The organism is Pseudarthrobacter siccitolerans, assembly GCF_001046895.1.
GTDB classification, from domain to species: Bacteria; Actinomycetota; Actinomycetes; order Actinomycetales; family Micrococcaceae; genus Arthrobacter; species Arthrobacter siccitolerans.
Genome location: NZ_CAQI01000039.1, coordinates 67914 through 80696 on the forward strand (window position 1 = coordinate 67914; position 12783 = coordinate 80696).

Genomic DNA, 12783 nt, shown 5'->3' on the forward strand with positions numbered 1-12783 from the left:
TCAACTACGGCGCCCAGGCGGACCCGGCGCGTCGGAACGTCTTCGGAAGTTACTCTACCTGCCTTGCCGCTGGCTGCTTGGGCTGGCTGGACCTGCCGCTCAACCGGGCAGCCACGGCACAGGCTGCCGCGATGGCCGCGATTAGGGCGAAGGTGCTGACGAGCTGGACGCGGCTGCCCTCGGCGCTGAATCCCACGGCGAAAATCAGGCCCAGCAGGGCGAGGCCCACAAAGGTCAGTACCGGGAAGCCCTTCATCCTCAGGGGCAGGGAAGTGCCATCCCGGTCCGCACGGCGCCGCAGGACCAGCTGCGAGACCAGGGCGCTGCCCCACACCACCAGGCAGGTGGATCCCACGAGCTGGAACAGGGCGGGCAGGATGCGCTCCGGGAACAGCAGCTCCAGGACTGTGGCCACAAATCCAAAGGCGACGGACACGCCGACGGCCAGCATGGGCACGCTGGCACCGCTCAGGCGGGCCAGGAAGCGCGGGGCTTCGCCGCGCCCGGCAAGGGAGTAGACCATCCGCGACGCGCCGTAGAGGTTGGCGTTCAGTGCGGAGAGAAGGGCGACGACGGCCACGAGGGTGATTGCCGTGGCGGCACCGGGGATGCGCGCGGCAGCCAGGACGCCGGCAAAGGGTGATGCAAGGCTCTCCGACCTGGCCGGCAGGACAGCAGCGATCACAAAAACGGAGCCGATGTAGAAAACCAGGATGCGCCACACCACGGTCCGGATGGCTCTGGCAACGCTGTGTTCCGGGTCCTCGGTTTCTGCCGCCGCCACGGAAACAATCTCGGTGCCGCCGAAGGCGAAGATCACCACAAAAAGGGCCGCAGCGATCCCGCCGAGTCCTGCGGGAGCGAAATCGGACGTCAGGTTGGCCAGGCCCGGGGACGCTACGTCCGGCAGGATGCCCACGAGCAGGGCGGCTCCAATCACGAGGAACAGGACGATGGCAGCGACCTTGAGGATGGCGAACCAGAACTCGAATTCACCGAAGTTCCGGACTCCGGCCAGGTTGATGGCGGTGAACACCACCATAAAGATCAGCGCGAGCGCCCAGACCGGGACCACCGGCCAGACGGTGAAGAGGAGTCCCGCAGCGCCGAGGGCCTCGGCGGCAATCACCACCACCAGCTGCAGCCACCACAGCCAGCCGATCGTTGCGCCGGCCGTTTTGCCCAGGGCCCGTTCGGCGTAGACGGAGAAGGCTCCGCTGTTCGGGTTCGCGGCGGCCATTTCACCCAGCGCCCACATGACCAGGATGATCAGCGTTCCGGCCACCAGGTAGGAGATGAGCACTGCAGGGCCGGCCGCCTGGATCCCGGCCCCGGAGCCGAGGAAGAGGCCCGCGCCAATGGCACTGCCCAGGCCCATCATGGTGAGCTGGCGGGGCTTCATGCTGTGGCCCAAGTGGCCTTGTGGACGCGTTTGGGTGGACTTCGTCGTCATCTGCTGCTGAACCTTCTTGGGGTTGGTGGTGGCTCCTTGTGGGACCACACGAATTTACCGCCTTGCGGCCCTGCTGCCCGCATCACAGCACTCCCAGGGCCGGGCCCCGGCCTGCAGAGTTAACCGGCGCGGCCGGCGGGAAGCAGAAACATTTGGCAATTGAGGGCCGGTTGCCCGTAGAATTAGTTATGGTCAAGTTGACCATAACTAGGGCGGCTTCAACGGGGAGCCGGCAGGGCCGGAAGGTGGTGGACATGTACTCGAGCTCAGCGAACGTCTCGGAGCGCCAGGCCGCACCTCCGTCACTGGCCATCTCCACCGTCATCTTCGCGCTCCGGCCCAGTGAAAGCTCCGGGCGGCCCACGCTCTGGCTTCCGCTGGTGCGGCGTATCCGGGAGCCGTTCAAAGGCCTGTGGGCGCTGCCGGGCGGGCCCCTTAGCCATTCGGAGTCCCTGCAGGACGCGGCGTCACGGAACCTGCGCGAGACCACCGGCCTGGCGCCGAGTTACCTCGAGCAGCTCTACGCCTTCGGCGGCCTCCACCGCTCACCCACCCAACGGGTGGTTTCCATCGTTTACTGGGCCCTGGTCCAGCCGACGGAAGCCGCCCTGGCGGACGAGTCCGAAAACGTCCGCTGGTTCCGTGCGGACCGGCTCGGCGAACTGGCCTTTGACCACAACACGATTGTGGACTACGCACTCTGGCGGCTGCGGAACAAGCTTGCCTACGGATCCGTGGCTTACCACCTGCTGGGGGAGTACTTCACCCTGGCACAGGTCCGGGAAGTCTACGAGGCTGTGCTGGACCGCCAACTGGATCCGGCGAACTTCCGGCGCCAGCTCAAATCCACGCCGGAGATCGAGGAAACCGGCGAATACCTCCAGGGCGGTAAACACCGCCCGCCCCGCCTCTACCGCTTTACCGGCCGGCCCGGCCTTGACCCAGATAACAGGAGCACACTATGAGCAGCGTCAACACAGCAATCCAGCTGATCACGCGCGAACAGGCCGAGAATGGCGCGGCGGCAAAGGGCAGCACCTGCAGCCCGGCCCTCGCCAAGGGCCCGTGGGACTACGACGTTGCCGAGGCGCTCGCCGGCGTTCCCGCCTACGGCCCCGGCGCCTCGAGCGCGGACGTAGCCCCCGCCGCAACGCCGCGCCAGGGGCAGCTGCCCGAAGAGTACAAGCTCGCCAGCGACGCCGAGCTGGGCGAAAGGATCCTCGCTGCCAAGGCTGCGCTGGGGGACCGGGCGGTCATCCTGGGGCACTTCTACCAGCGCGATGAAGTCATCCAGTACGCGGACTTCGTGGGCGACTCCTTCCAGCTGGCCAACGCCGCGCTCACACGCCCGGACGCCGAGGCCATCGTGTTCTGCGGCGTCCACTTCATGGCCGAAACCGCCGACATCCTTTCCGCACCCGAACAGGCCGTCATCCTGCCTAACCTCGCGGCCGGCTGCTCCATGGCGGACATGGCCGACGCCGACTCCGTGGCGGAGTGCTGGGAACAGCTTGAGGAAATCTTCGGCACAGAGCCCGACGCCGAGGGCCGGGTTCCGGTCATTCCCGTCACTTATATGAATTCCTCCGCAGCCCTGAAGGCTTTCTGCGGCGAGCACGGCGGGATCGTCTGCACGTCCTCCAACGCCAAAACCGTCCTCGAATGGGCGTTCCAGCGTGCGCGGCGGGTGCTGTTCTTCCCGGACCAGCACCTGGGCCGCAACACCGCCAAAGCGCTGGGCGTGCCGCTGGAGCAGATGCCCATGTGGAATCCGCGCCAGGACCTCGGCGGCAACGACGAGCAGGCACTCCTGGATTCCCGGGTCATCCTGTGGCACGGCTTCTGCTCCGTGCACAAGCGCTTCAACGTGGCGCAGATCGAGAAGGCCAGGGCCGAGTTTCCCGGCGTCCAGGTCATCGTTCACCCGGAATGCCCCATGGAAGTAGTGGACGCGGCAGACTCGGCCGGCTCCACAGACTTCATCAAAAAAGCCATCGCTGCGGCCACCGAACCCACCACCTTCGCGATCGGCACGGAAATCAACATGGTGAACCGGCTCGCAGCCGAGTACCCGCAGCACACCATCTTCTGCCTGGATCCCGTAATCTGCCCCTGCTCCACCATGTACCGGATCCACCCGGGTTACCTGGCATGGGTCCTCGAGGAACTGGTTGCCGGCCGGATCGTCAACCGGATCACCGTGGCGGACTCCGTCCAGGACAACGCCCGCACCGCGCTCGAGCGCATGCTCGCCGCCAGGCCGTAATGAACCGGCAGGCGGACATGCCCACCCGGGGGAGGGCAACCACGCCGCCGGGTCACGGCGGCGACGGTACGCGCCGGCGGCTGATCGTCGTCGGCAGCGGTATTGCCGGACTCTACGCGGCGCTGCTGGCGGCCGATGCCGGCGCGGACGTGGTGCTGCTCAGCAAAGGCCAACTGCGCGAAAGCAACACCTGGTATGCGCAGGGCGGTATTTCCGCCGTCCTGGGCGAGCCTGCTCCCGGGGATACGGTGGCGGCACACATCGCCGACACACTCCAGGCCGGCGCGGGACACTGCAACGAAGCGGCCGTCCGGCTGATGTGCACCGAGGCCCGCCGCGACATCGCCGGACTGGAGCGGTTCGGCGTACGTTTTGATCCCGGAACCGACGGCGGTCCGGCCCTGGGGTTGGAGGCCGCACATTCCGCCCCGCGCATCCTGCACGCAGGCGGCGACGCCACGGGTGCGAAGGTCGCCGCGGCACTGATCGATGCCGTGCTGGCCCGGCAGTCAGCCGGAACGCTGACGATCCGCACCGGCGCTCACGCCACGGCGCTCCGCCAAAAGGACGGCTACGTCAACGGCGTGGACTTCGGCCAGGACGGCCGGACCTTCACACTGCACGGGGATGCAGTCCTGCTGGCTACCGGCGGGGCGGGGCAACTTTTTGCCCAGACCACCAATCCCGGCGTGGCCACCGCCGACGGCCTCGCCCTCGCTGTCCGCGCCGGGGCGGCCGTGGCTGACCTGGAATTTTTCCAGTTCCACCCCACCTGCCTGGTTCCCGGGGCCAGCGGCGCAAACCCGGGCACCGTGACCGGGCTGGACCAGGACCCGCTCCTCATCTCCGAAGCCGTCCGCGGCGAAGGGGCCATCCTCGTTGACGGCAACGGCAGGCGGTTCATGCGGGCCTACCACCCGGACGCCGAACTCGCCCCGCGCGATGTCGTCTCCCGCAGCATCGCCCTGCACCTGGCCAAGCTCGGCGACCCCAACGGCCACGTCTACCTCGACGCACGCCTTATCGAACAGGTCAAGGGCCCGGGCTTCCTGGCCGGGCGCTTCCCCACCCTCACGCAAAGGACGCTCGACGCCGGCATCGACTGGACCAGGGAACTGGTCCCGGTTGCCCCGGCAGCCCACTACTGGATGGGCGGCGTAGCCACCGACCTGCACGGCCGGACCACAGTTTCCGGGCTGTACGCCGCCGGTGAGGTTGCGTGCACCGGTGTCCAAGGTGCAAACCGGCTGGCCAGCAACTCCCTCCTTGAGGGACTCGTCTTCGGCCGCCGCGCTGTTGAAGATTTCCTGGTTGGTGACGACGGCGGTGGGCCCTCTCGGGGCACCGATGCTCCGCGTGCTGTCTCGGCCGCGGGCGGCCTCCCCTTGACGCACGCTTCCGCACCGCTGCCCCGAGAAGCTGCGGGCGACGTCACCTTCCCTGCTGCTTTAGAAGGCGGGGCGGCCGCATCGGGTGCTCCGCGTGGGAGTCGGCTGGCCGACTTCGGCGAGGAAGGGGGTGAGGGTGATGGCACTGACGGCACATTCTCGCGGGGGGCGCTTCGTCGGTTGATGACTGCTCAGGCCGGGGTGCTGCGTTCCGGGGAACTGTTGGCTCAGGCGGGGGACGCGCTTGGCCGGTGGGCCGGCGTCGTCCGTCCTGGGACTGTTGCCCCGGGGGAACTGGACCCGACGGCCCACGAGGACCGCAACCTGTTGCTGGCCGCGCAGCTGCTCGTGGCTGCCGCCCGGCAGCGCACAGAATCCCTGGGCGCCCACTACCGCAGTGACGATCCGGCCGATGCCGCCGGTATCGCTGCCGACTTTGAAGAATCTTCCCGAACCCGCGCGAAAGCGAGCCTTCTCCATGACTGACACCACCTCCTTGACAGCGCCGGTAGGGGCCGGTACCCGCAGGCTGGACCTGACGATGCCGTCGGCGCCGGTGCGGGAGATCCTGGAACGGGCGTTCGCTGAGGACGCTCCCGCCGGGGACATCACCTCCCAGCTGCTGATTCCCGCCGCTGCCCGCGCCACCGCGGTACTGAACGCCCGGGTCCCCGGAGTCTTCAGCGGCGCCACGGTATTCCGGGACGCCATGCTGCTGGTGGACCCGGAAACACACGTCGAGCTGCTGCTCGCCGACGGGGAAAAGTTCGACGCCGGCACCCACCTTGCCCGGGTCAGCGGACGCGCCCGGTCGGTGCTGCTGGCTGAACGGGTGGCCCTGAACCTCGTGCAGCGGATGTCCGCTATCGCCACCAGGACCGCCGAATTCGTCCAGCTGACGGAGGGCACTTCCGCGCGGATCACCGATACCCGCAAGACCACGCCCGGGCTCCGTATCCTGGAACGGTTCGCGGTGCGCTGCGGCGGCGGCGCCAACCACCGGTACAGCCTCTCCGACGCCGTCCTCGCCAAGGACAACCACCTTGCCGTGATGACGGGCGGGGACCCGGCCAAACTGACAGAGCTGCTCGCCGCGGCCAAAGCACAGCTCGGGCACACCACCCACTTCGAAGTTGAGGTGGACCGGATGGACCAGATCGAACCCGTGCTCGCGGCCGGCGTGGACACCATCATGCTGGACAACTTCACCCTGGAGGAGCTGAGGGCCGGTGTGGCGCTGGTGGCCGGACGCGCACGGGTTGAGGCCAGCGGGAACGTAAACCTCGCCACCGTGGCCGGAATCGCCGCCACGGGAGTGGACGTTATCTCCATTGGCGCCCTGACGCACACGGTGGCCGCCCTGGACCTCGGGCTGGATGTCGAACTGACGGTGGAGTGAACCCATGATCTTCCTCGACGCGGCCGCCACAACACCCGTCCGCCGTGAAGTGCTGGACGCCATGTGGCCCTACCTGACCGGAGAGTTCGGGAACCCCTCCAGCCACCACACCCTCGGCGAGGCTGCAGCCACTGCGCTCGCGGATGCGCGGCGGACGGTGGCAGCGGTGCTGGGCTGCCGGGCGGGCGAGGTAACCTTCACCGCGGGCGGAACCGAAGCAGACAACCTGGCGGTGAAGGGCATCGCCCTGGCCCGGCAGGCTGCCAACCCGCAGCTGAACCGGGTGGTGATCAGCGCCGTCGAACATCCCGCCGTCGAGGAATCGGCCCGGTACCTGGAGCGCTTCCACGGCTTCACCGTTGATGTGGTTCCGGTAGACGGGACCGGGCAGGTGACCCCGGAGGCGTTCCAAAAAGTCCTGACGCCGGAAACAGCCGTGGCCAGCGTGATGTACGCCAACAATGAAGTGGGAACAGTCCAGCCCATTGCCCGGTTGGCAGCCCTGGCCCACGAACTCGGTATCCCGTTCCACACGGACGCCGTCCAGGCGGCCGGGTGGCTGCCGCTGGACACCAAGGCGCTGGGCGTGGATGCGATGAGCATTTCGGGGCACAAGCTGGGGGCGCCCAAGGGCTGCGGTGTGCTGTTCGTCCGTGGCCGGACCAAACTTGAGCCGCTGATCCACGGGGGCGGGCAGGAACGCGGCCGCCGCTCGGGAACGGAGAATGTGGCCGGAGCCGTGGGCCTGGCAACCGCCCTGACACTGGCGCACGCAGGCCAGGAGGAACAACGACGCCGGGTCGCCGCTCTGCGGGACGCGTTCATCAACGCTGTGCTCACCGGCGTTCCCGGCGCCGTCCTCACCGGGCATCCGGTTGAACGGCTGCCCTCCGTGGCGTCGTTCTGCTTCCCCGGAACCAGCGGCGAGTCGGTACTCCTTGAACTGGAACGCCAAGGCGTGGTGTGCTCCAGCGGTTCAGCCTGCGCTGCGGGCTCGGACGCACCCTCGCCGGTGCTCACAGCACTGGGCTTTGCACCCGAGGTAGCCCAGACGGCCGTCCGGTTCAGTTTCGACGCAACGGTTGCCGAAGCGGACCTTGCAGCCGCGGCAACCGCGGTGGAAGCCGCCGTCGGACGGGTCAGGGCACTCGGCGCCTGAGTTCCTTAACACCTGAGTTTCCTGAAGCCCGGGACGCTGCCGCCTCAACTCAGCCCGTGGGTCCTGGCCACGATGAGGCAATGACCGGGTTCGGGAGTTCGCCGATGCCTTCCACGCGGCACACCACTGTGTCACCCGGGGCCAGGGGCACGCACTCTGCCGGGAAGCCCGTCAGCACCAGGTCGCCCGGGTGGAGGGTCATAAACGAGGTCAGATACACGAGGATCTCATCAACGTTCCAGCCGAGGTCAGCGGTGCTGGCGGCCCGCAGGGGAGTGCCATTGTGCACCACGTCCACGGCCAGGCGGGACTCCTCGAGGCCGGTCACAATCCATGGTCCTGCCGGCGTGAACGTGTCCTGGCTCTTGGCGCTGATCCAGAGTTCATCGGATTTCTGCTGGTCCCGGCAGGTGACGTCGTTGCCGATGGTGAAGCCCAGGACCGCGCTTCGGGCGTTCTCTGCAGTCAGGCCGCGAGCCTTGGTGCCGATCACAATGGCCAGCTCCGCTTCCGGGTCCACCCGCCGCATTCCGGGCGCGAGTTCTATCGCGTCGCCGGGCCCTATGACGCTGGTGGCCGCCTTGTGGAACGCCTGCGGCGGCAGCTCCCGGCCGGACTGGCCGGTGTTGTGCGCCATTCCCAGGACGTTGGCGGGCACGCTCGGAGCGAGGAACATCAAGGACTCCTCCCGCACCTGGTCCCCGGGTTGCCACCCGTCCCGGGAGAGGCTGGAGGCATTAGCCGGGGAGCCCGGGAAGGGACTGTCCACGACCGTCCACGTGCTGCCTTCCGCGCCGCCAAAGTCCGTCGCATCGCTGGCTACAAAGAACTGTTCCGTGGGATGGGCCGGGGACAGCGGACGGACGCGGGCAATGCGGCGGGGAAAGGCAGTCATGAGGGAATCCTACGGGGCCCCTGGCGGCTGACGGCCGCGCTCCGTCAGTAGAGCTCGCCCACCGGTATTTCCACGGCCAGACGGTTGGATGGCCCCGGCAGCGGGCAGGCCCAGGCCTCGTTGTAGGCGCAGGAGGGGTTGTAGGCGAAGTTGAAGTCCAGCACAAAGGCAGCATCCGGACCGGTGCCGTCCACGCCATGGAACGCACCCTTGATGGTGTCCAGCAAGTACCGTCCCCCGCCGTAACTGCCGCCCGGCTGGCCGGCCGTGGCGTCGCGGAACGGGACAAAAATGCCGCCGCCGTAACCGTGCAGCTTCCACACTCCGAGCTGGCCCATCTCGGGCAGGTCGAACGTTCCCAGCCGGATAAAGGGGACCACGCCGTCCGTTGCGGTCTCCACACTCATCTCACGGCCGGCACCCTCCTTGGTCAGCGGAACGTGGAAACGGTAGATGGGATCGTAATCCGCGGTTTTGAGCCCGGAGAACCGGGCCTTGTCCTGGGCGGTCAGGGCCGAGGCAGGGTGCGTGGCGAACATCAGGTCGCGCTGGTGGCGCCAATAGGAATGCGCCTCCGCCGGATTCTCGAGCGCCAACTTCCGGACGTTGGCGTACAAGGCGAAGGTCCGCAGCCGCCAGTCGGCAATGTCCACGGCGGAGATGCCCGCCAGGTTGTCGTCGGCTCCGCCAAGGGTTTCTTCGGCTCTGCCGTGCTGCTGATCTTGCGCCATAGCCACCAGCCTAGTCCCCGCGCGGTACCGGACCCGCCCGACGGCGACACGGACCAGGGTGCCTTCGCTTGCGGGAGGAGAGGAAACGCCCTCCGGCACGGCCCGGCTGCTGCGCAGGTCCGGTTAGGCTGGCTGCATGAGAGGCAAGGCGACTACGGGGCTGTCCGGTGTATCACTGCTGCTGGCCGGTGCCCTCCTGTCCGGCTGCTCCGGCGCAGGACCGGGCCAGCCCGGCTGGACCGCGCAGCCGGGTCCTGCCGGCAGTGCAGGCCCAGGCGCCAGCGCGCCCGCATCCCCGGACGCCTCCTCCTCAACGATGCCTTCCGCTGGCGCCGCTCCCGGCGCCAGCTCATCCGGCCCGCCGCTGGCAGTGGCCACGGCTGCGGCCTGGAAGACTTTTTCGGACCCCGGCAAGACCGTCAGCTTCGACCTGCCGGAGGACTGGATCGTCCAGTCCGTCACGCCGGAGGAAGGCACCTTGCCCGGTGCCCTGAAAATCGAAGTGAAGAAGCCCGACGGCACCTTTATCGCAGCGCTGCGGACCGGACTGCCGCCGTCGTCCGCGGAATGCCCGGAAACAACCCGGCGGCCGTACACGGTGGTCAGCAGCGTGCCGGTGGAAATGCCCGCGACGGGCGGGGAGGGAACCATCCCGCCCAGGGTGGTGTTCCGCGTGATCCAGGGCTACAAATACTTCGGTTCCTACGGGATCACCAACGTGGTGGGCGGCGCGGACGGCCTGGCCTGCGAGCTCCGGAACATCCTGCGGGGCCCGGCCGGAAAGGGTGACTACTCATTCGGCGACGTCGTCTCCGTCAGGGCCTTCGCACCCGACGAAAAGGTGGCCCCGGCCAAGGCCTTCGACACCCTTGACCAGGCCGCCCGGTACGTCAACGAGGGCACAGAATTCGCCAACGTCCAACGGATGCTAATGTCTCTGGAGATCAAAAACTAGTCCCGTTCCCGGCCCCACGTTTGTGCCGGGCAGAGCGGGGACTTTTCTTCACCGCACTCGAACCCGAAAGAGCCATGGAACGCAGCGTTTCCGCACGACTGGTCTTCAAAACCACAGCCAACACCAAGGTGGCCATGGCCATCGCCGTCGCGAGGAACAGGGGCTATTCCTCCTTTGACGAGTCGCTCGCCGTGACAGCGGGCAGCGGGCAGGTTCCACTCACCGAGGTATCCGACCACCACGGCGGGCGGTTCCACTACATGGAGTTCGCCGAACCCGCGGTGGTGACAGTGGACTACTCCGCAACCGTGGCCGGAAAGGCGGAGCCGGAGGAGGCGGAGCTCGCAGACCGGATCCGGTACGTCCGGCCCAGCCGCTACGCAGAATCAGACCGGCTCCTGCCTACCGCCTACGCCGAATTCGAGGGGGTCCAGGGAGCCGGCCTGCTGAACGCCGTCAGGAACTGGGTGAACGGGGAACTGCGCTACCTCAGCGGATCGTCGCGGGGCACGGACGGTGCAGTGGAAACGCTCCTCAGCCGGCGCGGGGTGTGCCGGGACTTCGCGCACCTTGCCATCGCACTGCTGCGCTCCAAGGACATTCCGGCCAGGCTCGCTGCCGTCTATGCGCCCGGCCTGGCGCCGATGGACTTCCACGCCGTGGCCGAAGCCTATGTTGAAGGGGCCTGGCACGTCATCGATCCCACGGGGCTGGCCCCGCGGGAATCGATGCTGCGCATTACTGCCGGCCGGGACTCGGCGGATACTGCCTTCCTCTCCACGGTGGGCGGCAGCCTGGTCCTCAACCAGCTCCAGGTCGCCGCCGTGGTCAACGGCTCCCTCCCGGTGGAGGATCCGGCCCGGCTGGTGGAGCTGGGCTGATCCCGGCCGGCGGGCTGATCCCGTCCAGCGGGGCCGGCCTTCCTATCGGGCTGGCCTTCCTACCGGGCCGTGCGGGGACCCAGTGAACTGCGCAACTTCTCGGTGAGGCGCCGCAGTTCTTTCTGTTCCTCCGGTGTCAGGGCCGGCCCCATCAGGGTGGAGATGTCCCGGACATGCTCGCGGCCGATCTCTTTTTGCAGTTCCCGGCCTGCGTCGGTGAGCTGGAGCAGCACGCCGCGGCCGTCATCAGGAGCCGGCATCCGTGCCACCAGCCCGCGTTTTTCCAGCCGCTCCACCAGCCGGCTGAGGCTGGACTGGCTCAGGAGGACGTTGTCGTTGAGCTCGTTGAGCCGCAGCCACCCGGTGGGACAGCGCGAGAGCGTGAACAGGACGTCATACTCATTCACCGCAAGTTTCCGGAAGGCCGGACCCGCCTGCAGTTTGCGCATCACGGCTACCTGCGCGCGGAACAGCGATTCCCAGGTTTCGGCCGCGAGGCGGACCGGTGATTCTGAACTGTTGCCGGCCATCATGCCTGCACAGCGGACTTCTCCGCGTCCTTGGCCGGCTGTTCCTGGGCGGCCAGGGCTGCGGCAACCCGGTTGGCGTGGGTGGGCGGTTCGGGAACGTGCGCCGGCTTGAGGGCGGCGTATTCCTTGCGCAGGACGGGCAGGACTTCCTCACCGAAAAGGTCCAGCTGTTCCAGCACGGTCTTCAGCGGCAGTCCGGCGTGGTCGATCAGGAACAGTTGCCGCTGGTAGTCGCCAAAGTACTCCCGGAATGTCAGGGTCTTTTCAATAACCTCCTGCGGGCTGCCTACCGTCAGGGGTGTCTGGGACGTGAAGTCCTCCAGTGACGGGCCGTGGCCGTAGACCGGGGCGTTGTCGAAGTAGGGACGGAATTCCTTGACGGCGTCCTGCGAGTTTTTCCGCATAAAGAACTGGCCGCCCAGGCCCACAATCGCCTGGTCCGCCTTGCCGTGGCCGTAGTGCTCGTAGCGCTCACGGTAGAGGCTGATCAGCTGCTGGTAGTGCTCCTTGGGCCAGAAGATGTTGTTGGCGAAGAAGCCGTCGCCGAAGTACGCGGCCACTTCGGCGATCTGCGGCGTGCGGATGGAGCCGTGCCACACAAAGGGGGCTACGCCGTCGAGCGGGCGCGGGGTGGAGGTGAAGTTCTGCAGCGGCGTGCGGAACTTACCGGACCAGTTCACGGTGTCCTCGTCCCACAGCTTGCGCAGCAGGCTGTAGTTCTCGATGGCGAGCTCCACACCGTCCTGGATGTTCTTGCCGAACCAGGGGTAGACGGGCGCCGTGTTGCCGCGGCCCAGGACCAGGTCCACGCGGCCATCGGCGAGGTGCTGGAGCATGGCGAAGTCTTCGGCGATCTTGACCGGATCATTCGTGGTGATCAGCGTCGTGGCCGTGGACAGGATGATCCGCTCGGTCTGCGCCGCGATGTAGGCGAGGGTGGTGGTGGGGGAGGAGGAGAAGAAGGGCCGGTTGTGGTGCTCGCCGATGGCGTACACATCCATGCCGATTTCCTCGACCTTCTTGGCGATGGCGACGGAAGCCTTGATGCGTTCGTTCTCGGTGGGGGTCCGGCCCGTGGTGGGGTCCGTGGTGATGTCGCTGACGCTGAAAACACCGATCTGCATGA

Annotated in this window: 12 protein-coding genes; 7 read left to right on the plus strand and 5 right to left on the minus strand. The window is 67.5% G+C overall.

The genetic code is table 11. The features are described 5' to 3' along the window. Positions 1–49 precede the first annotated feature (49 nt). Positions 50–1453, minus strand: coding sequence for an amino acid permease (locus tag ARTSIC4J27_RS07910; protein ID WP_050054666.1), 1404 nt, complete (start codon positions 1451–1453; stop codon positions 50–52). Positions 1454–1707: 254 nt separating this feature from the next. Here ARTSIC4J27_RS07910 and ARTSIC4J27_RS07915 point away from each other — a divergent pair, with 254 nt between their 5' ends. The 5 genes from ARTSIC4J27_RS07915 to ARTSIC4J27_RS07935 are packed head-to-tail and all read left to right on the plus strand — an operon-like array spanning position 1708 to position 7665. Beyond that, positions 1708–2418, plus strand: a complete 711-nt coding sequence (locus tag ARTSIC4J27_RS07915) for an NUDIX hydrolase (RefSeq protein WP_050054667.1) — start codon at positions 1708–1710, stop codon at positions 2416–2418. Then, positions 2415–3719, plus strand: a complete 1305-nt coding sequence (nadA, locus tag ARTSIC4J27_RS07920) for a quinolinate synthase NadA (RefSeq protein WP_050054668.1) — start codon at positions 2415–2417, stop codon at positions 3717–3719. Before ARTSIC4J27_RS07915 ends, nadA begins: the two co-directional genes overlap by 4 nt. Positions 3720–3736: 17 nt before the next feature. After that, complete coding sequence (locus ARTSIC4J27_RS07925) at positions 3737–5593, plus strand: L-aspartate oxidase (protein ID WP_050054729.1); 1857 nt, start codon at positions 3737–3739, stop codon at positions 5591–5593. Then, a complete protein-coding gene (gene nadC / locus ARTSIC4J27_RS07930) occupies positions 5586–6506 on the plus strand; it encodes a carboxylating nicotinate-nucleotide diphosphorylase (protein WP_050054669.1) in 921 nt (306 codons plus the stop codon). The genes ARTSIC4J27_RS07925 and nadC overlap by 8 nt, the downstream gene beginning before the upstream one ends. Positions 6507–6510: 4 nt before the next feature. Beyond that, entirely contained in the window at positions 6511–7665 is a 1155-nt protein-coding gene (locus ARTSIC4J27_RS07935; RefSeq protein ID WP_050054670.1) for a cysteine desulfurase family protein, read from the plus strand. 49 nt (positions 7666–7714) lie between these two features. Here the strand turns inward: ARTSIC4J27_RS07935 and ARTSIC4J27_RS07940 are convergent, their stop codons facing one another. Both ARTSIC4J27_RS07940 and ARTSIC4J27_RS07945 read right to left on the minus strand, forming a co-directional pair. Then, on the minus strand, positions 7715–8560 hold the full coding sequence (locus tag ARTSIC4J27_RS07940; protein ID WP_050054671.1) for a fumarylacetoacetate hydrolase family protein: 846 nt from the start codon (positions 8558–8560) through the stop codon (positions 7715–7717). A 44-nt stretch (positions 8561–8604) separates the two neighbouring features. Continuing rightward, complete coding sequence (locus ARTSIC4J27_RS07945) at positions 8605–9291, minus strand: DUF1684 domain-containing protein (protein ID WP_050054672.1); 687 nt, start codon at positions 9289–9291, stop codon at positions 8605–8607. A 136-nt stretch (positions 9292–9427) separates the two neighbouring features. Between ARTSIC4J27_RS07945 and ARTSIC4J27_RS07950 the strand changes: the two genes are divergently transcribed. Together ARTSIC4J27_RS07950 and ARTSIC4J27_RS07955 are read left to right on the plus strand one after the other, a co-directional pair. Beyond that, positions 9428–10246 carry a hypothetical protein gene (locus ARTSIC4J27_RS07950; RefSeq protein ID WP_050054673.1) on the plus strand — a complete coding sequence of 273 codons (819 nt, stop codon included), beginning with the start codon at positions 9428–9430 and terminating at the stop codon, positions 10244–10246. Positions 10247–10320: 74 nt separating this feature from the next. Further along, positions 10321–11127, plus strand: coding sequence for a transglutaminase-like domain-containing protein (locus ARTSIC4J27_RS07955; RefSeq protein WP_050054674.1), 807 nt, complete (start codon positions 10321–10323; stop codon positions 11125–11127). A 59-nt stretch (positions 11128–11186) separates the two neighbouring features. On the opposite strand, the gene ARTSIC4J27_RS07960 is transcribed toward ARTSIC4J27_RS07955, so the two are convergent. Continuing rightward, on the minus strand, positions 11187–11657 hold the full coding sequence (locus tag ARTSIC4J27_RS07960) for a MarR family winged helix-turn-helix transcriptional regulator (RefSeq protein WP_050054675.1): 471 nt from the start codon (positions 11655–11657) through the stop codon (positions 11187–11189). Further along, positions 11657–12781: an LLM class flavin-dependent oxidoreductase gene (locus ARTSIC4J27_RS07965; protein WP_050054676.1), complete on the minus strand. Its 1125-nt coding sequence runs from the start codon at positions 12779–12781 to the stop codon at positions 11657–11659. Before ARTSIC4J27_RS07965 ends, ARTSIC4J27_RS07960 begins: the two co-directional genes overlap by 1 nt. Between the last annotated feature and the right edge of the window lie 2 nt (positions 12782–12783).